20 protein-coding genes are annotated in these 22,619 nt (G+C 64.8%); 18 read left to right on the top strand and 2 right to left on the bottom strand.

Features of this window, described 5'->3' with window-relative positions; all coding sequences use genetic code 11:
- Positions 1–151 precede the first annotated feature (151 nt).
- The 10 genes from ACFFUC_RS16535 (at position 152) to ACFFUC_RS16580 (ending at position 11,361) form a co-directional block, all read left to right on the top strand.
- Entirely contained in the window at positions 152–2,797 is a 2,646-nt protein-coding gene (locus ACFFUC_RS16535; protein ID WP_377687968.1) for a glycosyltransferase, read from the top strand.
- A gap of 12 nt (positions 2,798–2,809) precedes the next feature.
- Positions 2,810–3,064 carry a hypothetical protein gene (locus ACFFUC_RS16540; RefSeq protein WP_377687969.1) on the top strand — a complete coding sequence of 85 codons (255 nt, stop codon included), beginning with the start codon at positions 2,810–2,812 and terminating at the stop codon, positions 3,062–3,064.
- Positions 3,061–3,537 (top strand): CatB-related O-acetyltransferase, encoded by a 477-nt coding sequence (locus ACFFUC_RS16545; RefSeq protein ID WP_377687970.1) that lies wholly within the window; start codon positions 3,061–3,063, stop codon positions 3,535–3,537. Before ACFFUC_RS16540 ends, ACFFUC_RS16545 begins: the two co-directional genes overlap by 4 nt.
- 278 nt (positions 3,538–3,815) lie before the next feature.
- Entirely contained in the window at positions 3,816–4,949 is a 1,134-nt protein-coding gene (locus ACFFUC_RS16550) for an MFS transporter (RefSeq protein WP_377687971.1), read from the top strand.
- A 371-nt stretch (positions 4,950–5,320) separates the two neighbouring features.
- On the top strand, positions 5,321–6,085 hold the full coding sequence (locus ACFFUC_RS16555; protein ID WP_377687972.1) for an SDR family NAD(P)-dependent oxidoreductase: 765 nt from the start codon (positions 5,321–5,323) through the stop codon (positions 6,083–6,085).
- Positions 6,086–6,193: 108 nt separating this feature from the next.
- Positions 6,194–7,141 carry a hypothetical protein gene (locus tag ACFFUC_RS16560; RefSeq protein ID WP_377687973.1) on the top strand — a complete coding sequence of 316 codons (948 nt, stop codon included), beginning with the start codon at positions 6,194–6,196 and terminating at the stop codon, positions 7,139–7,141.
- Positions 7,138–8,052, top strand: coding sequence for a ThiF family adenylyltransferase (locus ACFFUC_RS16565; protein ID WP_377687974.1), 915 nt, complete (start codon positions 7,138–7,140; stop codon positions 8,050–8,052). Before ACFFUC_RS16560 ends, ACFFUC_RS16565 begins: the two co-directional genes overlap by 4 nt.
- A 3-nt stretch (positions 8,053–8,055) precedes the next feature.
- A complete protein-coding gene (locus ACFFUC_RS16570; RefSeq protein WP_377687975.1) occupies positions 8,056–9,270 on the top strand; it encodes a hypothetical protein in 1,215 nt (404 codons plus the stop codon).
- Complete coding sequence (locus ACFFUC_RS16575; RefSeq protein WP_377687976.1) at positions 9,245–10,357, top strand: hypothetical protein; 1,113 nt, start codon at positions 9,245–9,247, stop codon at positions 10,355–10,357. Before ACFFUC_RS16570 ends, ACFFUC_RS16575 begins: the two co-directional genes overlap by 26 nt.
- Positions 10,354–11,361, top strand: a complete 1,008-nt coding sequence (locus tag ACFFUC_RS16580) for a hypothetical protein (protein ID WP_377687978.1) — start codon at positions 10,354–10,356, stop codon at positions 11,359–11,361. Before ACFFUC_RS16575 ends, ACFFUC_RS16580 begins: the two co-directional genes overlap by 4 nt.
- Here the strand turns inward: ACFFUC_RS16580 and ACFFUC_RS16585 are convergent, their stop codons facing one another.
- Positions 11,362–12,354, bottom strand: coding sequence for a MurR/RpiR family transcriptional regulator (locus tag ACFFUC_RS16585; protein WP_377687979.1), 993 nt, complete (start codon positions 12,352–12,354; stop codon positions 11,362–11,364).
- A gap of 134 nt (positions 12,355–12,488) precedes the next feature.
- Between ACFFUC_RS16585 and ACFFUC_RS16590 the strand changes: the two genes are divergently transcribed.
- From ACFFUC_RS16590 to ACFFUC_RS16625, 8 genes are all read left to right on the top strand, one after another.
- Positions 12,489–13,229, top strand: a complete 741-nt coding sequence (locus ACFFUC_RS16590; protein WP_377687980.1) for an N-formylglutamate amidohydrolase — start codon at positions 12,489–12,491, stop codon at positions 13,227–13,229.
- Complete coding sequence (locus ACFFUC_RS16595; RefSeq protein WP_377687982.1) at positions 13,229–13,765, top strand: TRAP transporter small permease subunit; 537 nt, start codon at positions 13,229–13,231, stop codon at positions 13,763–13,765. Before ACFFUC_RS16590 ends, ACFFUC_RS16595 begins: the two co-directional genes overlap by 1 nt.
- Positions 13,762–15,087 (top strand): TRAP transporter large permease, encoded by a 1,326-nt coding sequence (locus tag ACFFUC_RS16600; protein WP_377687983.1) that lies wholly within the window; start codon positions 13,762–13,764, stop codon positions 15,085–15,087. Before ACFFUC_RS16595 ends, ACFFUC_RS16600 begins: the two co-directional genes overlap by 4 nt.
- Before the next feature lie 45 nt (positions 15,088–15,132).
- Positions 15,133–16,176: a TRAP transporter substrate-binding protein gene (locus ACFFUC_RS16605; RefSeq protein WP_377687984.1), complete on the top strand. Its 1,044-nt coding sequence runs from the start codon at positions 15,133–15,135 to the stop codon at positions 16,174–16,176.
- A gap of 67 nt (positions 16,177–16,243) precedes the next feature.
- On the top strand, positions 16,244–17,605 hold the full coding sequence (locus ACFFUC_RS16610) for a glutamine synthetase family protein (RefSeq protein WP_377687985.1): 1,362 nt from the start codon (positions 16,244–16,246) through the stop codon (positions 17,603–17,605).
- A gap of 45 nt (positions 17,606–17,650) precedes the next feature.
- Positions 17,651–19,039, top strand: coding sequence for an aldehyde dehydrogenase family protein (locus tag ACFFUC_RS16615; RefSeq protein ID WP_377687987.1), 1,389 nt, complete (start codon positions 17,651–17,653; stop codon positions 19,037–19,039).
- A complete protein-coding gene (locus tag ACFFUC_RS16620; protein WP_377687988.1) occupies positions 19,036–20,181 on the top strand; it encodes an iron-containing alcohol dehydrogenase in 1,146 nt (381 codons plus the stop codon). The genes ACFFUC_RS16615 and ACFFUC_RS16620 overlap by 4 nt, the downstream gene beginning before the upstream one ends.
- A 183-nt stretch (positions 20,182–20,364) precedes the next feature.
- Positions 20,365–21,423, top strand: coding sequence for a nucleotidyltransferase family protein (locus ACFFUC_RS16625; RefSeq protein WP_377687989.1), 1,059 nt, complete (start codon positions 20,365–20,367; stop codon positions 21,421–21,423).
- Between the two features lie 15 nt (positions 21,424–21,438).
- On the opposite strand, the gene ACFFUC_RS16630 is transcribed toward ACFFUC_RS16625, so the two are convergent.
- Positions 21,439–22,488: a Hint domain-containing protein gene (locus ACFFUC_RS16630; protein WP_377687990.1), complete on the bottom strand. Its 1,050-nt coding sequence runs from the start codon at positions 22,486–22,488 to the stop codon at positions 21,439–21,441.
- Positions 22,489–22,619: the final 131 nt, after the last annotated feature.

The following is a 22,619-nucleotide window of genomic DNA, read 5'->3' on the forward strand; positions in this document are numbered from 1 at the left end:
GGCACAGCATGGCCTATGGCCACTCCGATCAACCGGACACTTTCCGGCATAGGGATTAATACATTTTGCGCACCACCCCAATTCGACAGGCTCGTCAATCCAGCCCGCAAAGACATTCTTCCAGTGCAATGATCGGATCACGGATATGAGCATGTCCCACCGCCTGCGCGCCGTCTTCCACCGCTATGCCACGACCCATGCCAAAACCTCTTCGGGACCGCACCGGATTGGCGAAGAAGGGCAACCGATCGGCTTTGTCGACCGCGCCGAATTCGCACAGGGCCGCGTCCGCATTCAAGGCTGGGCCCATGCCAAAGAGATCACGCTGACCCTGCCCGGGCTGAAAATCACCACCCAGCCCCAGCTCCTGCGCGAGGATGTCCAGCGCGCGACCGGCCTACCCGCGGCCTGCGGCTTCGAGCTGGTCTTGCCCGCATCGTGGCAGGGCCTCTGCGACAACCCCTCCCCGCGCCTGTCGGTGCTGCGCGAAACCGGAGAGCGGCTTGCGCTGGATGTTCCCGGCATGGCCTCGCGGCGCGAGCACCTGCGCCTGAAGCGGCGCTTTCTGGCCGCGCTTTTGCGCTCGACGCCCGCGATCTTGTGGTGGCGGCTGACGCGCTCGGGCAAGGCGCGCGCGACCGTCAAGAACACGCTCGGCTTTGTCGATCCGGTCGTGGTCGACCAGCCGCTCGATCCGCGCATTCTCGACAGCGCCAAGCCCAAGGACCTGCCCTGCCCGAGCGACATCACCGTTGTCCTGCCGGTCTATAATGCGTTCGAACTGCTGACCGAGGCGCTCGACCGCCTGTTGCGCACCACCGAAACCGACGTGCGGCTGATCCTGATCGAGGATTGCTCGACCGATCCGCGCATCCGCCCTTTCCTGCGCGATTTCGCGCGCACGCATCAGGGCCAGGGCCGCATCACCGCAATCGACGTGATCGAGAATGCCGTCAATCTCGGCTTTATCGGCAGCGTCAACGCCGGTTTCGCCATGGCGCTCGAACAGGGCAGCAAGCGCGAGGCCGCGGGGCCGATCCTTCTGCTCAACTCGGATGCTTTCCTGCCCGACAACTGGGTCGGCCGGCTATGCGCGCCTTTGACCAGCGATCCCGAGATCGCCTCGAGCACGCCGATGTCGAGCGATGCCGAGATTTTCAACGTGCCCCAGATCTGCCGCCCGTCGGAATTCGCGCCCGGTCAGGGTGATGCGATCGACGCGGTTGCGGCACGGTTCAATCTCGGCTCCGATTGGGTCGAAGTGCCGACCGGCGTCGGTTTCTGCATGGCGATCGCGCGCGACTGGCTCAAGAAAGTCCCGCAATTCGACACGGTTTTCGGCAAGGGCTATGGCGAAGAGGTCGACTGGTGCCAAAGCGTGCGCGCTTTGGGCGGCCGGCATGTGGCGGTGCAGAACCTCTTTGTCGAGCATCGCGGCGGATCGAGCTTCGGCTCGGCGGAAAAGCAGGCACGCATCCTGCAAAACGGCGAGATCGTGACGCGGCGCTATCCCGCCTTCGACACCGACGTCCAGAACTTTATCGCGCGCGACCCGCTGGCGACCAGCCGTCTGGCGCTGGGTCTCGCCTGGGCGGGCAGCCTGCGCGCGCAAGACCCCGACCGCCCGATGGTGCCCGTCTATCTGTCCCATTCGCTCGGCGGCGGGGCCGATCACTATCTCGAACAAAAGATCGCGCAAGAGCTTTCGCCCGAGGCCGCAGGAGCGGCAGTCGTGCTGCGTATCGGCGGCGCGCGGCGCTGGCGGATCGAGCTGATCTCGCCCATGGGCCGCACCACCGGCAGCACCGACAATTTCGCGATTGTCGCGGCCTTGCTCGATATCCTGCCCGAGCGCCGGTTGATCTATTCCTGCGGCGTGGGCGACCGCGCCCCGCATGAATTGCCGCGCCTGATGGCCAGCATGCACCGCGCCCAGGACGTTTTGGACGTTCTTTTCCACGACTTCCTGCCGATCTCGCCCTCCTACACGCTGCTCGATTCCGACGGGGTCTATCGCGGCGTGCCGGTGGCCGGACGTATCGATCCCGCGCATCGCTTCGTGACCGGCAAAGGCGTGCAGATCCCTCTGAGCGTCTGGCAGGAGGCCTGGCATGTCCTTGCCGCCAAGGCGGACCATCTGACGGTCTTCTCCGAAGACAGCCGCACCATTGTCGCGACCGTCTGGCCCGATCTCGCGCCGCGCATCCGCGTGATCGCCCATTCGATCATCGAGCCTGTCGCCGCCCTTCCCGCACCGGCAGAGGGCGCACCGCCGGTGATCGGCGTTCTGGGCAGCATCGGCCAGCCCAAAGGCGCGGCGGTCGTGGCCGAGATCGCGCGGCGCATCACCGCCCCCGCCAATGCTGGCGCGGCGGACAAACGGGCACAAGCCCCGCGTCCGGGCCTCGTGCTGATCGGGCGGATCGATCCGAAATACGCCCTGCCGCCCGAAATCACCGTCACCGGCCCCTACCGGCCGCGCGACATCGGCGATCTGGCGACCCATTACGGGGTCACCCATTGGCTGATCCCCTCGGTCTGGCCCGAGACGTTCTCCTATACGACCCACGAGGCGATCGCGACCGGCCTGCCGGTTCTGGCCTTCGATCTGGGCGCACAGGGCACGGCCGTGCAATCCGCGCCGCAAGGGGTCGCGGTCCCGCTCGGTCCCGATCCCGCCGGCAATATTCTGGCCCATTTTGCGGCCGCCGGTGAAACCAATACCAATATGCGCCCGTCCGAGGCGCTGCAGACGGCACAGCAATCGTCCAAACCCATGCTGTCGCCTACGGAGTGAACGACAATGGTTATGGTAAGTTACAAAGGCTTGGCGGAGCGCGGCGTGGAGGTTCTGCCGCGCGGCGGCGGCACCGAATTCTCGATGCCGCAGCATACGGTGCTGGAGGCGCCCTCCAGCCTGAAATGGACGGTTTACGAGAATTCGATCGAGCTCGGGGCGTTCTCCTATCAGGTCTCGGGCTTTTGCGCCGCGGCTCGGATCGGATCGGGCGCTATTGCTCGTTCGGCGAGGATGTCCAGATCGGGCGGCAGAACCATCCGATGACCTGGGCCTCGACTTCGCCCGCCTTCTATCTGCGCGACAGGATCTTCACGCTGGGGCATAAATTCCCCGGCGCCGAGGGCTATCACAGCGCGGCCTTCACCTTCGAGAACGGCCCCCCGACCCGCGAGCAGGTCACCACGATCGGCAATGACGTCTGGATCGGCCATGGCGCGATCGTGCGTGCAGGCGTCACGGTCGGCGACGGCGCGATCATCGGCGCGGGCGCGGTCGTGACCAAGAACGTCCCGCCCTATGCCATCGTTGCGGGCAATCCCGCCGTGATCCGCCGCATGCGCCTGCCGCCCGGCATCATCGCGCGCATGCTGCATCTGCGCTGGTGGCGGTTCGCGACATGGCAGCTCGCCCATCTCGACCCCTCGACCCCGACCGAGTTTCTCAACGGCGTGGCGCAGATGGTCGATGTGGAGCCCTTCACCCCCGCCACCGTCGATCTGCGCGAGGAACGCGTCTAAACGCGACCCTCCGCGAAACCATCCGTTCTGGCGGGAACCCGCCCCCAGAACACGCCGCCGCCCGCGTCGCGCGATTGCGGGCGGCCTCTTTCCCGCCGCACGGCCCTGCCCTTGGTCAGGAGAGACGGCGGCAACGGGCAGAAAATCGACGCCCCACCCCCATCAGCGCTTGCGGCCTGCCCGCCTTCGCGCGAAATCTGCGCAGCAAACCCTTCGGGACCGGCCGCGCCCGATCTGCCCCGCCCCGACCCGCTTTCTGCCGCGAAGGATCTTCACCCATGTCGAACGATACCCCGAAAACCCGTCTCGCCACGCGGCTCGGCTTCATCATCGCGGGTTTCGCCATGGCCTGTTGGGCGCCCCTCGTGCCGATCGCCAAGGCCAATGTCGGCGTCGATGATGCGGGATTCGGGCTTTTGCTGCTCTGCCTCGGCGCGGGCTCTCTGGTGGCGATGCCCGCGACCGGCTGGCTGGCCTCGCGCCACGGCAGCAGGCCCCTGATCGTTGCGGGCGCTTTGGGTCTGGTGGTGCTTTTGCCCATGCTCGCCTTGGCCGGAAGCGCGGTTGCGCTGGCGGTGGCGCTGGCCTTTTTCGGCGCGGCGCTCGGGCTTTTGGATGTCGCGATCAATATCCATGCCGTCGAGGTCGAGCGCGACGCCACCCGCCCGCTGATGTCGGGCTTCCACGCCATGTTCAGCATCGGAGGCTTTGCCGGAGCGGCAGGCATGACGCTTTTGCTCTCGCTCGGGATGGCTCCGGCCTGGGCTGCGGGCTGCGGGAGTCTGCTGTCGCTCTTGATGCTCGTCCTCGCCGCACCCCATCTTCTGCGTGCCAAAGCCGGAGAGCCCGTGCCCTTTTCATGGCCGCGCGGCACCGTGCTTTTGATCGCGGTCCTCGCGGGGATCACCTTCCTCGTCGAGGGGGCGGTGCTCGATTGGGGCGCGCTTTTGATCGTCGCGCGCGATCTGCTCGGCGCGGAGCAAAGCGGGATCGGCTATATGCTTTTCGCGGGGGCGATGACCATCGGCAGGCTCAGCGGCGATCGGGTCGTCCTGCGCGTCGGCAGCACGAGAATCCTGATTGCCGGCGGGATTCTGGCGGCCTTCGGCATCCTTTTGACGCTTGGCGCGCCCCTCACCGGCCTTGCGCTGGCGGGTTTCGTGCTGATCGGGCTTGGTGCCTCGAATATCGTGCCGGTGCTGTTCAGCGCGGCGGGACGCCAAAGCGTCATGCCGCCCGCACTTGCCATCGCCGCGGTCACGACCGTGGGCTATGCGGGCATCCTGCTCGGCCCCGCGCTTTTGGGATTTGTCGCCCAGATCGCGAGCCTGCCCGCCGCATTCGTCCTGCTGGCCGCGCTGATCTGCATCATCCCGCTTGCAGGCCCCGCCGTAACGCGCCCGCGCCGCTAGGCGGGCAGGATGAGGGGCCGGTCGGGACCGGCCCCCAGAGGCCCCGCAATTCCACGAGATGGAACCCTCTCCGGAATTCTCGGACAGGGACTTTTTGCGTATCAGTTTCCGCTTGCATTTCCCCTCAATTCCCCGCGAAATATCGCCGAAATCAATGCTTAACCAAGGCGTTTCGATCCATAATATGGACCCGGAACGCCGCCACAGGCCAAGCCGCATCAGGAGGACATCATGCCGCTTCGTGACCGCCGGAACCCGCAGGGGTCTGACGTCCCGGGCACAGGATGCAGCATGCGCGCAAAGGTCGGCCCGGGCGAAGGCCGCCACCCCGCCCCGAGGCCAAAGAATTCCGCATTCCAAGGGAGAAAAACATGAGCAAAGTCGTCATCGTCACCGGCGGGTGCCGCGGCATCGGTCTGGCCGCCACCGAGATTTTCCTCGAGCAGGGCTGGCGCGTGGTCATGGTTGACCGCGACACGGCAGAGCTTCACGCCGTCGCCTCGAAACTCGCCAATGTCCTGCCGGTCGAGGCCGATATCTCGGTCCCCGCCGATGTCGAGCGCATGGTCGCCGAGGCCGTTGCGGGTTTCGGCCGCGTCGATGCTTTGGTCAACAACGCGGGCGTCGCGCATTTCGCCCGCGCAGGCCGCACGAGCTACGAGGAATGGCGCGAAGTCATGGCCACCAACCTCGACGGGGTTTTCCTGTGCACGCAGGCCGCGACCGCCGAGCTGGCAAAAACCAAGGGCGCGATCGTCAATATCGCCTCCATCTCGGGGCTGCGCGCCTCGACGCTGCGGGTGGCCTACGGCACCTCCAAAGCCGCCGTCATCCATCTGACCAAGCAATTCGCGGCCGAACTGGGCGAACAGGGCATCCGCGTCAACTGCGTGGCGCCGGGTCCGGTGCGCACCAAGCTGGCGATGGCGGTCCATGCGCCGGAAATCATCTCGGCCTATTACGACGCGATCCCGCTGAACCGCTATGGCGAGGCGCGCGAGATTGCCGAGGCGATCGTTTTCCTGTGCTCGGAAAAAGCCAGCTTCATTTCGGGCCAGACTTTGGCCGCGGATGGCGGCTTCGATGCGACCGGCGTCGGCCTTCCGGCTTTGCGCCGCGAGAATGATCCGGCCTAATCGGGTTCGGAGCCGCAAACTTCGGGGGCCGCAGCCTGATGCGGCCCTCCTCGCGGGCGGATCAAAGACGGGCTTGCCTCCGGCGCGCGGCCAAGCGACAACCGTTTCATGATGCGTATCTGGTTGAAGTCCCTCACCCAATCCACGCTCGATGCCCGGCTGCGTGTCGGCGCGGATCTCGAGACCCGCATCATCGAGCGCCCCGGCTGCTGGATGAAAGAGGCCGAGCTTCAGGCGCTTTCGAAGGATCTGCGGCGCGTGGCCGAAGCGACCCTGCCCCGCGAAGCGCTGAGCTACGGCGTTTTTGCCGCCGACCGCTCGCGGATGTCGGACAGCATCATCACGCTGGTTTACCGCCGCAAGGACCGCCACCCGATCGCTTTCAACGCGCTGGCGGTGATGGATGTGCCGCTGAACGGCCAGATCCAGCAGGTCGTCCATCTCGGCCTCGTGCTGGTCAATCCCGAGGCTCGCAGCAAGGGCCTGTCCTGGGTGCTTTACGGGCTGACCTGTCTGGTGATTTTCCTGCGCAACCAGCTGCGGCCCTTCTGGATTTCCAATGTGACGCAGGTGCCCGCCGTGGTGGGTCTCGTCTCCGAGGGCTTCTCGGGTGTCTATCCCGCGCCCGACGGACCGCAATCGCCCCGTTTCGACCAGCTGCAACTGGCGCGCGCGATCATGGAGGAGCACCGCCATGTCTTCGGCGTGGGCAAGGATGCAGGCTTCGACGAGCCGCATTTCATCATCACCAACGCCTATACCGGCGGCTCGGACGGGCTGAAGAAAACCTATGCCGAGGCCGCGAAACACCGCGATGAAAAGTATAATACCTTTTGTGAACAGTCGCTTGATTATGATCGCGGCGACGACTTCCTGCAACTGGGCCAGATGGATCTGGCGACGGCGCGCAAATATCTGACCGGCGCGGTGCCCCGCGAATCCCTGCGCCATCTGCTGGTCTCGGGCGCGCTGGTCGGGCTTCAGGGTCTGATCCTGCCGCTGGTCTACTGGCTCGATTCCAGCCGCCAATGGGGAGGGCTCCGGCCTTGGAAATGACCACCGATCACGGCGCGCAAGCCGCCGCCACCTCCACCGGCCCCGCCTTCATCTATGGCGAGCTGACCACCCGCAATCTGGGATTTATCACGCAGGACCAGCAAGAGCGCCTGCGCGCGGCACGGGTCTTTGTCTGCGGCACCGGCGGCATGGGCGGGGCCTCGGTCCAGGCGCTGATCCGCATGGGGATCGGGCATCTGACCCTGGCCGATCTTGATGTTTTCGAGGTTTCGAACCTCAACCGCCAGCTCTTTGCCAATCTGTCGACCGTGGGCCGGCACAAGGCGCAGGCCACGCGCGATGCCTGTCTGGCGATCAACCCACAAGCCGAGATCGAGGTTTTCGACGCCGATTGGGCCGAACATGCCGACCGGCTGATCGGCGCGGCCGATGTGGTGGTGAACGGCACCGACGATCTTGCGGCCTCGCTGATCCTTTACCGACGCGCGCGCGCTTTGGGCAAAACCGTCATCGACGCCTATGCCGCGCCGCTGCCCTCGATCTATGTCACGCGCCCCGGCCGCCCGATGCCCGAGGAGCGTCTGGCCTATCCGACGCTCGCGACCGCCCCGGAGGCGCTCACGCCCGACCAGCGCGCCGAGGCGTTCCTGCGCGAGGCGGAATATGTGATGCTCCATTCCTCCTCGCGCCATCACATCGATCTGGCTCTGGCCGGAGAGGTCGCGGCCGGCAAACGCTCGCGCATGTCCTTCGCGCCGATGGTGGTCACGACCGGCATGCTCATGGCCTATGAGGTCGCGGCGATCGTGACCGGCCAAAACAGCGCCACGACCGAGCGCGGCTGGTTCTTCAACCCGATGCGCGGCCGTGTCGAGCATCCGCGCAACCCCGTGAGCGCCGCGCTTTTGCGCCCGCTCGTGCGCCGCGCCCTGCAGCGGATGACGGGCTAGACCATGGGCGGAGGCTTTTCCGGTCCGGCCCTGATCGCCGACAGCATGATCTCGCTCGCGGCGATCCTCGGGCTCTGGGTGGTGCTGGGGGTTTTGCGCCGCGCCGGCCCGCTCGATGCGCAGACCGGCCGCTTCCGGCTGGGGCTGATCACGGTGACGGTCTTTCTCGGCGGGCGGCTGTTGTGGTGGCAAAGCGGCGCGGGGCTCTTTCTCGCGCTGATGCTGGTCGCCGCCGCGCTGATCCCGATCGCCATGGTCGTGCTGACCGAGGGGCTTTTGCGCCGCCATGCCCCGCTTTGGCTCAAAGGTTTCACGCTGATCGGCGGGCTGGTCTTTGCCGTGCTGGCCCTCCTGCCCGCTCCCGCGGTCGAACCCTACCGCGCCATCGCCCTTCTTGCCTTCCAGTTTGCCGGCTTTGTCGCGACCGGCTGGCTGGTCGCGAGCCGCAACCGCGACAGCCTTTCGCCCAATGAAAACTGGCTGATCGACCGCATTGCCTTGTCTCTGGCCCTGATCCTGCCGTTCCTGCTGACCGAATTCCACCTGCCCTGGCTGCATTTCCCCGTGCGTTTGGGCGGGGTTGCGATTTTGGCGGTCTGCTGGCTCGCGGTTTCGATGGGGCGCAGCACGCTCGACCACCGCGCCACGATCCGCGCTTTCGCGGTGATTGCACTGGCGGCTTTGGCCTTCGGGATCGCGATCGCACGGATTGCCGAACTTGACCTCGCGGGCCATATCCGCGCCGTCGCGCTGGTCCTCTCGGCACTGCTTTTGGTCGCGACGGTGACAGAGGCGATGAACCTGAGACCCGACAGCCGCCGCGACGGGCTGCTGCGCCGCATCGCCGCCAGCAAGAAGGGCGACCAAGCCGCCTTTCTCGAGGGGCTGCGCGCGGAATTCGCCACCGAAGGCGCGATTGCTCTCGGGGCAAAGGAGCTTGCGGGCTTTGACCAAAAGGCCCTTGCCGCCGCCTTCGCCGCTGATCCCCTGCGCCAGCATCGTGGCCCCAAAGCCGATCCTGACGAGCAATTGCAGGCGCTTTTCTCGCGCTATCAGGTCTCGCATCTGATGCTGGTCGCGCGCGAGCCTCTTCGGCTGATCGCCCTGAACCTGCCCGCGATGGCCAGCCATCCGGGTGCCGAAACCGAATTGCGCGCGATCCAGCGCGTGGCCCTTTTGCTTGCGGATCAAGATGATGATCGAACTGCGCACCGGTGATTTCGAGGCCTTTTTTCAGGCCCCTTCCCACGCCTACGGGCAAGACAGCCTCTATGTCTCGCCGATGCGGGCCGATCTGGCGCGCTTTTTGTCGCCCGTCGAGAACCCCCTGTTCCAAAGCCCCGACGACATCGCCTTTTTCACCGCGCACCGGAACGGCTTTCCGGTCGGACGCATCACCGCCCATATCCACCGCGCCTCGAATGCACGCCATAACGAGACCCGCGCCCATTTCGGCTTTTTCGATTGCGGCGACGATCCCGATGCGGCGCGCGCGCTGCTGACTTACGCCGAGACCTGGGCGAAAGCGCGCGGCATGACCGAGATCGCGGGCAATTTCAACCTGACCGCGATGCAGCAGGCCGGTGTCGTGACCGACGGGTTCGATGCCGCGCCCTATACCGACCAGATCTACAATCCGCCCCATATCGTCCGCCTGCTCGAGGCCAACGGCTACGCCCGGGACTTCCCGATGACCACCTCCGAGATCGACCTGCAAAGCCTCGATCCGGCGCGGCTGCTCGGGCCCAAGCAAAAGGCGCATCTCGCCTCGGGCGAGTATTCCTTCGCGCCGGTGAACCGCAAAACCCTTGCGGCACGGATGGAAGATGCGCGCGTGATCCTCAACGCCTCCTTCACCGACAATCCGATGTTCGTGCCGGTCTCTGCCGAGGAATTCCACTTTCAGGCCAAAGAGATGAAGGCCATTCTTGATACGCGGATTTCCGTCGTGCTGATGCGCAAGGGCGCGCCGGTCGGTGCGGTGATCGCCATTCCCGACCTCAACCCTCTGGTGCGCGCGACGGGGGCAAGGCTGCGTTGGTCGACGCCTTGGCACTATCTGCGCTACCGGCTGACGCGGCGGCGCGCGGTGATCATTTTTCAGGGCGTCATGCCCGATTTTCACGGCGCGGGGCTCAATCCGCTGATGCTGTGGCATGTGCTTTCGGCGATGAAACAGGCGGGCTACCACAAGGTCGGCGGCACCTGGATTGCGGATGTGAATGCCGCGAGCCTGCGCCAGCTGGAAAAGGTCGGAGGCAAACCGCTCCACCGTCTGCATCTGTTTCGGAAGGCTTTGGCGTGATTCTGAACGAGATCCTGCAAGAGGCACTGGTGGCGCGCGCCAATCTTGCGCCCTCGGTCCACAACACCCAGCCCGCGCGCTGGCATTTCGCGCCCGACGGCACCATCACGCTGCTGGCCGATCCGGCGCGGTTTCTCGGGGTCGGCGATCCGCAACTGCGCGATGCGGGCCTGTCCTGCGGGGCCGCGATCGAGGGGACGGCGCTGGCGCTGTCCGAGCTGGGTCTGGCGCTTGGCGGTTACCGCGACCTTTGGAAATCTAGTAGTGATTTCAAAGGCTTGCGTATCGCCGCTCGGGGGATTGCCCAGACCGGAGGCACGCCCGATCCGCTGGCCTCCGCGATCGGGCGACGCGCGACGTGGCGCGGCGCTTTCATGGCCCCGACGCCCGAGGCGCGACGCAGCATCGAAGCCTTGGAAGGCCGCCGCGACGACCTTGCCTTGGCGCTGTCGCCCAAGGATATCGCGGTTCTCGCGCGGCTCAACGATGATGCGAGCCTGCGGTTTTACGGCCATTCGCCCTATCGCCGCGAGCTTCTGGGCTGGATGCGGCTGTCGCGCCGCCATCCCGATTTCGCGCGCGACGGGCTCAATCTGGAGGCGTTGCAGCTGTCGGGGTTCGAGGGCGCGGCAGCGGGGCGGATTCTCGGCCGCGAGACCCTGTTTCGCCTGACCGGCGCGCTCGGCCTCCAGCGCATGCTTCTGGGCGAGGCCGCCAAGACCAAAAGCGCGACCGCCCTCGTGCTCTTCCACCGTCCCGAGGGTGAATCGCCCGTCGAAACCGGCCGGATTTTCTACAGGCTCTGGCTGGCCCTTGCCGCCGAGGGCCTGTCGCTTTGGCCGATGGCGGTGCTGGCAGACGACCCCGAAACCGCGGCGGTCCTGCGCGGGCGTTTCGCGATCCCGCAAGGCCGCCGCCTGATCACCGTCTGGCGCGCAGGCCCCGCGCCCGAGATCGCCCCAAAGGCACGCCTTCCGGTCAAAGACCTGATCATAAAGGGATAATCAGCCCTTGCCGCCACGCCGGAACAGGCTCGCGCGCTCGTAAAGCCCCTCGAGCCGCGTCATACGCTCCTGCGTCTGGTCCCAGTTGATCTGCTGGACGGCAGCCAGAAGCGTCTCGACCAGAACCATCAGCGCGGTCGTGCTATCCCAAGCGGAAGGGACCTGAATCTGCGCAGCAAAGCGGAAGCGCGCGTGATGGGCGATCGGGCTGAGCCAGGGATCGGTCAAAAGCACGACCTCGGCCCCCTGCTCCGCCGCCATTTCCGCCAGTTGCAGCGTCGCGGCCTCGTAACGGCGGATGTCGAAAACGACGAGAACATCGCCGCGCCGCATCTCGAGCAGGACCGAAGGCCAGGTATTGGAGTTGCTCGGCAGAGAGGCCACCCCCGGCCGCACGATGCCCAGTTGGGTCACCAGATAATCGGCCAGAGGATGGGTGATTCGCCCGCCGGTCACGATGATTCTCCGGTCGGGATCGGCCAGAAGCGCGGCGCAGGCGTCGAAATCGGCATGGTCGATCTGGCCGAGCGTGCGCGTCAGGTTGGCCAGAACCGCATCGGCAAAGCGGTTGAGGATATGGGTCTGGGGCGCGCCTCCCGTCCAGCGCGCCTGTTTCGACAAGGGTGATTCGAGCCGCGCCTCGACCTCGTCGCGAAGCTGGGCCTGAAACTCGGGATAGCCGCGAAATCCGAGCTTCTGGACCATGCGCAAAACCGTGGGCGTCGAGACCCCCGCCTCTTTGGCCAAAAGCGTCATAGAACCCAAGCCCGCCACGGGAAAGTTGCGCGTCAGATGGTCGGCCAAAAGGCGCTCCGACGGGGTGAGCTGGCCGAAATGGCGGCGCAGACGATCCTCGATCGCGCCCGAGACCGGAGCCCCGTTTTCGACACCTGCTTCGGTATGGTTTTCGGGCATGTCCGCCCCCGCCGCGACCCCCTCGACATCATCTTTCTGATCCGGTTGCGGATCGGGGATCGGGTCTTTTTCGCGCATCTGCTTCTCCTCGCGGCACTGCTCGACCGTAAAGAATTTACCAGAAAATTCCCATACTGAAATATTATTGACAGAATCGAAGCTCCCGTTCCAACCTGATCACAAGCAGGCGAGGTTCTGTGCGGGGGGACGGCGTGACTGATCTTAAACCGTTTTTCGAAATCGAGAATGCGACGGGCGCAGGTTCCGCGGTCATCGTCTGCGAACATGCCTCCAATGATCTGGCCGCGACCGCGGCGGGGCTCGGGCTCGATCCGGTGCAGCGCGAGGCGCATATCGCATGGGATCCGGGCGCTTTGGGGCTGGCGCAGGGACTGTCCGCGCTCCTTGATGCGCCGCTGATCCGCGCCACCGCCTCGCGTCTGATCTATGATCTCAACCGCCCGCCCGATGCCGCCGGCGCCATGCCCGAGAAAAGCGAGATCCACCCGATCCCCGGCAATCGCGCGCTTTCCCCTGACGAGCGTCTGAGCCGGACCGAAGCGCATTACCTGCCCTTCCATTCGGCGCTTTTCGCCCTGCTTTCGCGGCGTCTGGCGGTGAGCAAGCCCACCGCGCTGATCACCGTCCACAGTTTCACGCCGGTTTATTTCGGCAATCCCCGCGCGGTCGAGCTGGGCATCATCCACGACGAGGACGACCGTCTGGCCCGCGCGATTGCCGCGCGTCCGACCGGCCTGATGACCCGCCTCAACGAGCCCTATAGCGCGGCCGACGGCGTGACCCATACGCTGGCGCTCCATGCGACGCCGCTGGGTCTGGCCCATGCCATGCTGGAAATCCGCAATGATCTGATCGCAACTCCCGCGGCACAAAGGGCAATGGCCGAGCGCCTCGCCCCCGTGATCCGCGACGCCGTTTCGGAGGTGGTGTGATGCCGAATTGGGCCGTCTGTTACGTCCACCGCGTCGAGGCGCTCAACTACCGCCTCGGCCGGTTCGCGATGTATCTGCTCTTCGTGATCATGGGGGTGCTTTTGTGGTCCTCGATCACGAAAATCATCAAGGTGCCCTCGCTCTGGACGCTGGAAATGGCGCAGTTCACGCTGGTCGCCTATTATCTTCTGGGCGCGCCCTATGCGATGCAGCTTGGCGCCAACGTCCGAATGGACCTGCTTTACGCGCGGCTTCCGCTCAAGCGGCAGGCGGTTTGGGACATCGTCACGATCTTCTGCCTGCTCTTTTATCTGGGCGTGATGCTTTGGGGCGCGGTCGACAGCACCGCCTATAGTTTCCGCGTATCCGAGCGCGCGCCCACTGCATGGCGGCCGGTGCTGTGGCCGATCAAGGTAATCATAACACTCAGCTTTTTGCTGATGATCCTTCAGGCGATCGCCCATCTGATCCGCGATATCGCCATCATCCGCGGGCAGGAAATCCCCAAACCTCTTACCGGAGACGTCGACAGATGAGCTATGAATGGATCGCCATCCTGATGTTCTCGACCATGCTCTTGATGATGATCACGGGGCAGAGGGTGTTCGGGGCGATCGGCTTTGTCGCGGTTCTGGCGGCGCTGCTGCTTTGGGGGCCGGGCGGAACCGATATGGGCTTTTCCGCCGTCATGAAGGTGATGCGCTGGAACGCGCTGCTGACGCTGCCGATGTTCGTTTTCATGGGCTATGTCATGTCGGAAAGCCGACTGGCCGAGGATCTTTACCGCATGTTCCACGTCTGGTTCGGCCCGCTTCCGGGCGGGCTTGCGATCGGGACCGTGCTTTTGATGGTGATGATTTCCGCGATGAACGGGCTGTCGGTCGCGGGCATGGCGATCGGGGCGACCATCGCTTTGCCGGAACTCGTCAAACACCGCTACGACAAGCCGATGATTTCGGGCGTCATTCAGGCCGGATCGAGCCTCGGCATCCTGATCCCGCCCTCGGTCGTGCTGGTGCTTTATTCGCTGATCGCGCGCCAGCCGGTCAGCCAGCTCTGGCTGGCGGGGATCGTGCCGGGCCTGCTCATGGCGGCGCTTTTCATCGCCTATATCCTGATCCGCTGCACGCTTAACCCCTCCCTCGCACCGCCGATGCCCGCCGCCGAGCGCGCCGCCATCACCTGGTCCGAACGGTTCCGGCTGCTGCGCGCGGGCTTTCTGCCGCTGATCATCTTTGCCGCGATGATGATCCCCTTCGTCAAGGGCTGGACCTCGCTGACCGAAAGCAGCGTCATCGGCGCGCTGACAGCGGTAATCGCCGCCGTGATCAAGGGCCGCTTCACCCGTCAGGTCTTTGAAGTCGCGACCCGCCAGACGCTGGCCATCACCTGCATGTTCATGCTCATCATCATGGCGGCGCTCAGCTTCGGCGCGGTCTTCGACGGGCTGGGCGCGGGCCGCGCGATCGAGCAGCTTTTCATCGGCGAAATGAAGCTCTCGCCGTTGCAGGTGCTTTTGATCATGCAGGCCTCGTTTCTGGTGCTGGGCATGTTTCTTGACGACACCGCCATGCTGGTCATCGTCGCGCCGATCTATGTCACCATGGCGCGCACGCTCGGCTTCGATCTGGTCTGGTACGGCATCCTGTACACGATCACCTGCCAGATCGCCTATCTGACCCCGCCCTTCGGCTACAACCTGTTCCTGATGCGGGCGATGGCACCAAAGGATTTCACGCTTGGCGTGATCTACCGTTCGGTCCTGCCTTTCGTGCTGATCATGGTGCTGACGCTGGGTCTCGTCATCGCCTTCCCGGGGATCGCCATGTGGCTGCCCCATTCGATTTACGGACAATAAAGCAAAGAAAAACAAACATATCTCAACCAACAGGGAGCAAGTAGAATGTCCACGACAAGACGGAAGTTCCTGACCACCGGAGCCTTGGCCGCCGCAGGCGCCAGCGCCCTTTCCGCCCCCGCAATCGCGCAAGGCGCACCGCTGAAATGGCGCATGCAGACCTATGCGGGTGCCGCTTTGGGCGAGCATGTCTGCAAACCCGCGATCGACGCCTTCAACAAGATCGCCAACGGCCAGATGGAGATCGAGCTTTACTACGCCGATCAGATCGTCCCCACGGGCGAGCTGTTCCGCGCCATGCAGAACGGCACGATCGACGCGGTGCAATCCGATGACGACAGCATGGCCAGCCCGACCGAAGTCACTGTTTTCGGCGGCTATTTCCCCTTCGCCTTGCGCTATTCGCTCGATGTACCGGCACTGTTCAACCACTACGGCCTCGACGAGATCTGGAAGGCCGAATATGCCAAACACGGCATCCAGCACATCTCGGCCGGCTCGTGGGATCCGTGCAACTTCGCGACCAAACAGCCGATCAACGCGCTGGCGGATCTGAACGGCAAGCGCGTCTTCACCTTCCCGACGGCGGGCCGCTTCCTTGCGAAATTCGGCGTCGTTCCGGTGACCCTGCCGTGGGAGGACATCGAGGTCGCGCTGCAAACCGGCGAACTTGACGGCGTCGCATGGTCGGGCATCACCGAGGATTACACCGTGGGTTGGGCCGGAGCGACCGGCAACTTCCTGACCAACAGCATCTCGGGCGCATGGATCGGGCATTTCTTCGCCAACCAGAAGCGTTGGGAGGAAGTCCCCGAACATCTGCGCGAGCTGATGAAAGCCGTCTTCGACCAGTCCCATTACTACCGCCAGCACTGGTATTGGGCGGGCGAGGCCAAACTGCGCGTCGGCGGCGACAAGATGAAACTGACCACGATCCCCGCCGCCGAATGGGCCACGGTCGAGGCCGCCGCCAAGGAGTTCTGGGACGAGATCGCCGCGGAATCCGAGATCAAGGCGCAGGTCGTCGCCAAGATCAAGGAATACAACGAGGCGATGGAAAAGGCCGGCCCGCCCTATCGCTACGGCTGATCGCGCGCGCCTTTTGTCAGACGGGCGCGCGCCGTGGTGCGCGCCCATTCCCCCTCCGGAGTCCGTCATGCCTGCCAATCTTACCTTTGAAGCCCTGAAAGACGCCGTTCAGCGGGGCGAGATCGATACCGTCACCGTCGCCCTTGTCGACATGCAGGGCCGTTTGATGGGCAAGCGTTTCCACGCCCAGCACTTTATCGAGAATCCGGCCGAAACCCATTGTTGCAACTATCTTTTGGCAACGGATCTCGACATGAACACGGTGCAGGGCTACCGCGCGACCAACTGGTCCTCGGGCTATGGCGATTATGTCATGAAGCCGGATCTCTCGACGCTGCGGCGCCTGCCGTGGATCCCCTCGACCGCCTTTTGCATGGTCGATGTGATCGACCACAAGACCCACGAGCTGGTCCCCCATGCCCCGCGCAGCGTACTGCGCCGCCAGATCGAACGCGCCCGCGCCATGGGGCTGGAACCCATGATGGCGACCGAGCTGGAGTTCTATCTGTTCGCCAATACCTACAAGGACCATTTCGACCAAGGCTATCGCAGCCTCGTGCCGACCGCGCGCCATAACGTCGATTACGCGCTGACCAGCACCTTCGCCGACGAACCGGTCATGCGCGATCTGCGCAACGGGCTTTACGGGGCGGGCGTGCCGGTCGAGAACTCGAAAGGCGAGGCCGATGCCGGCCAGCACGAGATCAACGTGAAATATTCCGACGCTTTGGACACCGGCGACATGCATGCGCTGGTCAAGGCCGCGACCAAGGAAATCGCCCATCTGCACGGGCAATCCGCGACCTTCATGGCGAAATATTCCCATGAACATGCGGGCTCTTCCAGCCATGTCCACCAGTCGCTGTTCAGGGACGGCAAGAACGCCTTTTTCGACCCGAAGGCCGATCAGGGCATGTCCGATCTGATGCGCCATTATATGGCGGGCCAGCTGACCCATGCTCGCGAGCTGACCTGTTTCCTTGCGCCCTTCGTCAATAGCTACAAGCGCTTCGTCACCGGACTGTTCGCGCCGACCAAGGCGATCTGGTCGGTCGACAACCGCACCGCCGGTTTCCGCGTCGTGGGCGAACATGGTCCGGGCGTGCGCGTCGAATGCCGGATCGGAGGTTCGGATTTGAACCCCTATCTCGCTTGCGCCGCGCTTTTGGCGGCGGGGCTCGAAGGGATCGAAAAGAAGCTCGCGCTCGAGCCCGCCTTTACCGGAGACGCCTATGCCGCGCAATCGGCCCGCCAGATCCCGACCACCCTCCCCGAGGCGATTGCCGAACTGTCGGGTTCCGACATGCTGCGCCGCGCAATGGGCGACGAGGTGGTCGACCACTATGCCCGCGCCGCCGAATGGGAGGTGCAGGAACACAACCGCGTTGTCACCGATTTCGAGATTTCCCGCGGCTTCGAACGCGCCTGAGTTAACCGGAACGCCGGTAATCCATCCGGTATCCAAGAGGATGACATGACCAAGACCACCAAATTGATCTCGCCGGTGAATGGCGAGGTGCTGATCGAAAGGCCGCAGCTGTCGCTGGACGAGGCCCGCGCCTCGGTCGCCCGCGCCCGCGCGGCGCAGCCCGCTTGGGCGGCCCTGCCCCTGGCCGAACGGATCGTGCGGGTGCGCGCGGGCCTTGCCGCGCTGAACGAGATGAAGGACGCGGTCGTGGGCGAGCTTGCCGACCAGATGGGCCGTCCGGTGCGCTATGGCGGCGAGTTCGGCGGCGTGAACGAGCGCGCGAACCATATGCTCGCCATCGCCGAGGAGGCTTTGTCCCCCGTTCAGGCCGAAGACAGCGAGACCTTCCGCCGCGAAATCCGGCGCGAACCTTTGGGCGTGATCTTCGTCATCGCGCCGTGGAACTACCCCTTCCTGACCGCAATCAACACCGTGGTTCCGGCGCTGGTCGCGGGCAATGCGGTCGTTTTGAAACACGCAAGCCAGACCCTTCTGGCGGGCGAGCGTCTGGCGGCTGCGCTGCAAAAAGGCGGCGTTCCGGCCGATATCATGCAAAACCTGATCCTCGATCACGACACGACCGAGGCGCTGATTGCCGAGCGCAGCTTCGGCTTCGTGAACTTCACCGGCTCGGTCGGTGGCGGTCGCGCGATCGAGCGCGCGGCGGCGGGCACCTTTACCGGCACGGGGCTGGAGCTGGGCGGCAAGGATCCGGGCTATGTCCGCGCCGATGCCGATCTGGATGCGGCGGTGGACGGGCTGATGGACGGCGCGATGTTCAACTCTGGCCAATGCTGCTGCGGGATCGAGCGCATCTATGTCCATGAAAGCCTTTACGATGATTTCGTCGCAAAAGCAGTCACTTGGGTCAACGGCATGACGCTTGGCAACCCCCATGACCCCGCGACGACGATGGGCCCGATGGCGCATCGCCGTTTCGCCGATGTCGTGCGCGGACAGGTGGCCGAGGCCGTGGCTGCGGGTGCCAAACCCCTGATCGATCCCGCGCATTTCCCCGCCGATGACGGCGGCGCCTATCTGGCGCCTCAGGTGCTGGTCGATGTCACCCACGACATGCGCGTCATGCGCGAAGAAAGCTTCGGCCCCGTCGTCGGCATCATGAAGGTCAAGGACGATGCCGAGGCGATCGCCCTGATGAACGACAGCGATTACGGGCTGACGGCCTCGATCTGGACCAAGGATGCCGATGCGGCGGCCGAGATCGGCAACCATCTTGAAACCGGCACGATCTTCATGAACCGCGCCGATTATCTTGACCCCGCTCTGGTCTGGACCGGCACGAAAGACACCGGCCGCGGCGCGGCCCTGTCCAACCTTGGTTATCTGGCCCTGACCCGGCCCAAATCCTACCATCTGAAAAAGGTGACGAAATGAACCTTCGTGCGAACTGGTCCTATCCGACCGCCATCAAATTCGGCGCGGGCCGCATTTCGGAACTGGCCGAACAGGCGCAGGCCGTGGGCATCAAACGCCCGCTTCTGGTGACCGACAAGGCGCTGGCGGGCCTGCCGATCACCGCGCGCGCCTTGGACATTCTGGACGCGGCTGGCCTTGGCCGCGCGGTCTTTTCCGATGTCGATCCGAACCCGAACGAGGGCAATATGGATGCGGGCATCGCCGTTTATAAGGCGGGAGGTCATGACGGGGTGATCTGCTTCGGCGGCGGCTCGGCGCTGGATCTGGGCAAGATGATCGCGCTGATGGCGGGCCAGACGATTTCCGTTTGGGATCTGGAGGATATCGGCGATTGGTGGACCCGCGCGGATGCCGGAAAAATCGCGCCGATCATCGCGGTTCCGACCACGGCGGGCACCGGCTCCGAGGTCGGGCGCGCGGGCGTTCTGACCAATTCGCAGACCCATAAGAAGAAGATCATCTTCCACCCCAAGCTGATGCCCGCGGTGACGATCTGCGATCCCGAACTGACCGTCGGCATGCCGAAATTCATCACGGCAGGCACCGGCATGGACGCGTTTGCCCATTGCCTCGAGGCCTATTGCTCGCCCTTCTACCACCCGATGTCGCAGGGCATCGCGCTGGAGGGGCTGCGTCTGGTCAACGAATATCTGCCCCGCGCCTATCACACGCCCGACGACCTCGAAGCCCGCGCCCAGATGATGAGCGCGGCGGCAATGGGCGCGACCGCCTTCCAGAAGGGCCTTGGCGCGATCCATAGCCTGTCCCATCCGGTCGGTGCGGTTTACGGCAACCATCACGGCACGACGAATGCCGTGGTCATGCCGATGGTGCTGGATTTCAACCGCCCCGCGATCGAGACCCTTCTGGGCCGCGCCGCCGATTATCTGGGCATCAAGGGCGGTTTCGACGGCTTCCGCGCCCGCGTCATCGACCTGCGCGCGGAACTCGGCATCCCGCAAAACCTGAGCGCAATGGGGGTCGAACGCGCCCGTCTGGACGAGCTGACCGAGATGGCGCTGGAAGATCCCAGCTGCGGCGGCAACCCGATCGAGATGACGCGCGACAACACCCGCGCCCTGTTCGAGGCCAGCATGTAGGCCCCTCACCGGCCTGCCTATCGCGCTTCGGAAAGCCCGCCGCAGCCCCTTTGCGGCGGGTTTTTTCATGGGCGCGCCTTGCCTTCCCGCGTTTACCCAACAAAGATTTTTTCGTTGTGCAAATCGCGCTTCCGCCCTATATCCAACAAACAAATCTTTGTTGGGTAATTTCGCGGAGGGACAATGGCCGCCTCTTTCTTCGACACCAGCCCCGGCCGCGCGGTCAGCCCGATCGGGATGGCGGCATGGATCGACCTGCGCCGCCATCTGCGCGACGAGCGGGTCTCGGAACTGCGCGGCAGCCCGACCAAACGCGAAATCGGCGGGAAATCCTATTGGTATGACGCCTACCGCGTCGGCGATCAGGTGGTGAAAAAATACATCGGCCCCGACAGCGAGGAGCTGCGCGCCCGTCTGGACGATGCCGCTGCGATCCGTGCCCGCGCCAAGGACGACGCCCGCGAGCGCGCCCGCCTGATGCGCATCCTGCGCGCCGAAGGTTTTCTGACCGCCGATGTCGTCACCGGCCGCATCATTCTGGCGATGAGCCGCGCCGGCGTCTTTCGTCTGGGCGGCACGCTGATCGGCACGCAGGCCTTCCGCTGCTACGAGGGCGAGCTCGGGCGCATGATGTCCTCGGACCGCGCCGCGCTGACCGACGACATCGACATCGCCAGTTTCGAGCGTCTCTCGATCGCGCTGGAAGATCAGGTCAGCGAGCCATTGACCAAAGCTTTCGACGAGCTGAAATTCGAGCCGCTGCCCTCTTTGGAAAAGGGCCGCGTCTGGCGGTGGGCAGGTTCGGAGCGCCGCACATTGGTCGAATTCCTGACGCCGTCGTTCAGCGCCGATGAAGACCTGCGCGACCTGCCCGCCTTGGGGGTCAGCGCGCAAAGCCTGCATTATCTGAACTATCTGATCGCCGAGCCGATCGAGGTTCCCTTTCTCTACCGCGACGGCGCGCTGGTGCAGGTGCCGCGCCCCGAGCGTTTCGCGATCCACAAGCTGATCGTGGCGGACCGGCGGCGCGAAAGCGCGGGGGATGGAGACGGGCGGCAGAAGGCCGAAAAGGACCGCGCACAGGCCGATTACCTCATCCGCATTCTGGCCGAAGAGCGCCCCTTCGATCTGCTCGAGGCCTACCGGACCGCCCGCGAAACCGGCACGCGGTGGCAAGCGCGCCTTGACGCGAGCCTCGCGCGGATGCCGCAAACCCGCGCGATCCTCGAGGCTTTGGACTAAGCGCCCCCGAGGCGATCAGACCAGGGCGCGGCCGTGGCGCTGGTGACGCTCGGCCAGTTTGCGCGCCTCGCGCCCGCGCGCGAGCGGATAGGCGGGACGGGCGGCGTAATCGGGCGCGGCCAGTTCGGGAAAGAGCATCTCGATCTCGGCGCGGGATGCGGGGCTCAGGGTCTTGAGCGCCTCGGGGCCGGTCAGCAGCGTCTCGGCCTCGGCACCATTGGCGAAAACGATTTCGTGGTGGTCGAGCAGGATGTGGTAGTAATCGACCGAGGGCAGATCCGCGTCGATCCCGATCCCGTCGAGGCCCGAAAGCTGCTTGGCCGCGACGAGAACCTCGGCGGTCCCGAACATCCGTGCCGCGATCTTCGAGCTGACGAGGATGCGGTGCTGCGGCGAAACCACGAGATCGGCGGCGGGTATGCCCGCGCCAAGCGCGCCGGCGCGGATGCGGATCGGGCGCAGATGCGGCGCGGCGTCCAGCGCGGCGCGCGAGACCGGCGCACAGCCCAGCCAGCGCACAGCCTGCAGCCCGTGGTCGCGCGTCAGCACCAGATCGCCCACCTCGAGGCTTTCGACGGCACGCGGTCCGCGATCGGTTTCGATCATTGTGCCTGCGGCGAAACAGATGACGTCACCCACCGGAATAACCGCCTGCGCCGCGTTCTGGTCGGCGATTGCGCGGGTCAGCATGCCCGGGAAAGCCGGAGCGACCTTGCCGTTGATCAGGGGCAGCGAGATCGAGATGTCGGCGGGACCGTTCATGAGAAAGGTAACGACCGTATAGGTCTGGCCGTCGATGACGACCTGATCGGTGTCGAAAATGCTGATGATCGTATAGGTCTCGCCGCCAATCACCGCCTGATCGCCTTGGCCCGCGCCATATTCGCCATTGCCGTCGGTATCGTTCAGCGTGATCTCGGTCAGGACATTGCCGAGATCGAAAGCGGGGCCGGAGCTGTCGCGGATTTCGTGGGTGACGATCTCTGTGGTCCAGCCGGGCGGAAGACCCCCGGGGCCAAAGTTGTAGAAAGGGTCGAAACCCCAAGCATTGATCGTTACAGGCATGACAAACCTACCGAAAACACCACCAACACGGGCCAACAGGCCCAACCAGATGGCAGCATAGTCAAGCTGAAGCGAACCAGACAGTCTAAACCTGCGGTTGAAACATGTCTTTTCGTATAGAAATGCAGCAA

This window comes from Paracoccus cavernae, assembly GCF_042430175.1.
In the GTDB taxonomy this organism is placed as follows: domain Bacteria; phylum Pseudomonadota; class Alphaproteobacteria; order Rhodobacterales; family Rhodobacteraceae; genus Paracoccus; species Paracoccus cavernae.

Bases quoted from the DNA above. Each gene is read 5' to 3' on its own strand.
- ACFFUC_RS16565 (WP_377687974.1), top strand. From the start codon at position 7,138: ATGACCACCGATCACGGCGCGCAAGCCGCCGCCACCTCCACCGGCCCC.
- ACFFUC_RS16600 (WP_377687983.1), top strand. From the start codon at position 13,762: ATGAGCTATGAATGGATCGCCATCCTGATGTTCTCGACCATGCTCTTG.
- ACFFUC_RS16575 (WP_377687976.1), top strand. From the start codon at position 9,245: ATGATGATCGAACTGCGCACCGGTGATTTCGAGGCCTTTTTTCAGGCC.
- ACFFUC_RS16570 (WP_377687975.1), top strand. From the start codon at position 8,056: ATGGGCGGAGGCTTTTCCGGTCCGGCCCTGATCGCCGACAGCATGATC.
- ACFFUC_RS16550 (WP_377687971.1), top strand. From the start codon at position 3,816: ATGTCGAACGATACCCCGAAAACCCGTCTCGCCACGCGGCTCGGCTTC.
- ACFFUC_RS16535 (WP_377687968.1), top strand. From the start codon at position 152: ATGTCCCACCGCCTGCGCGCCGTCTTCCACCGCTATGCCACGACCCAT.
- ACFFUC_RS16615 (WP_377687987.1), top strand. From the start codon at position 17,651: ATGACCAAGACCACCAAATTGATCTCGCCGGTGAATGGCGAGGTGCTG.
- ACFFUC_RS16540 (WP_377687969.1), top strand. From the start codon at position 2,810: ATGGTAAGTTACAAAGGCTTGGCGGAGCGCGGCGTGGAGGTTCTGCCG.
- ACFFUC_RS16585 (WP_377687979.1), bottom strand. From the start codon at position 12,354: ATGCGCGAAAAAGACCCGATCCCCGATCCGCAACCGGATCAGAAAGAT.
- ACFFUC_RS16560 (WP_377687973.1), top strand. From the start codon at position 6,194: ATGATGCGTATCTGGTTGAAGTCCCTCACCCAATCCACGCTCGATGCC.
- ACFFUC_RS16630 (WP_377687990.1), bottom strand. From the start codon at position 22,488: ATGCCTGTAACGATCAATGCTTGGGGTTTCGACCCTTTCTACAACTTT.
- ACFFUC_RS16595 (WP_377687982.1), top strand. From the start codon at position 13,229: ATGCCGAATTGGGCCGTCTGTTACGTCCACCGCGTCGAGGCGCTCAAC.
- ACFFUC_RS16555 (WP_377687972.1), top strand. From the start codon at position 5,321: ATGAGCAAAGTCGTCATCGTCACCGGCGGGTGCCGCGGCATCGGTCTG.
- ACFFUC_RS16610 (WP_377687985.1), top strand. From the start codon at position 16,244: ATGCCTGCCAATCTTACCTTTGAAGCCCTGAAAGACGCCGTTCAGCGG.
- ACFFUC_RS16625 (WP_377687989.1), top strand. From the start codon at position 20,365: ATGGCCGCCTCTTTCTTCGACACCAGCCCCGGCCGCGCGGTCAGCCCG.
- ACFFUC_RS16620 (WP_377687988.1), top strand. From the start codon at position 19,036: ATGAACCTTCGTGCGAACTGGTCCTATCCGACCGCCATCAAATTCGGC.
- ACFFUC_RS16605 (WP_377687984.1), top strand. From the start codon at position 15,133: ATGTCCACGACAAGACGGAAGTTCCTGACCACCGGAGCCTTGGCCGCC.
- ACFFUC_RS16545 (WP_377687970.1), top strand. From the start codon at position 3,061: ATGACCTGGGCCTCGACTTCGCCCGCCTTCTATCTGCGCGACAGGATC.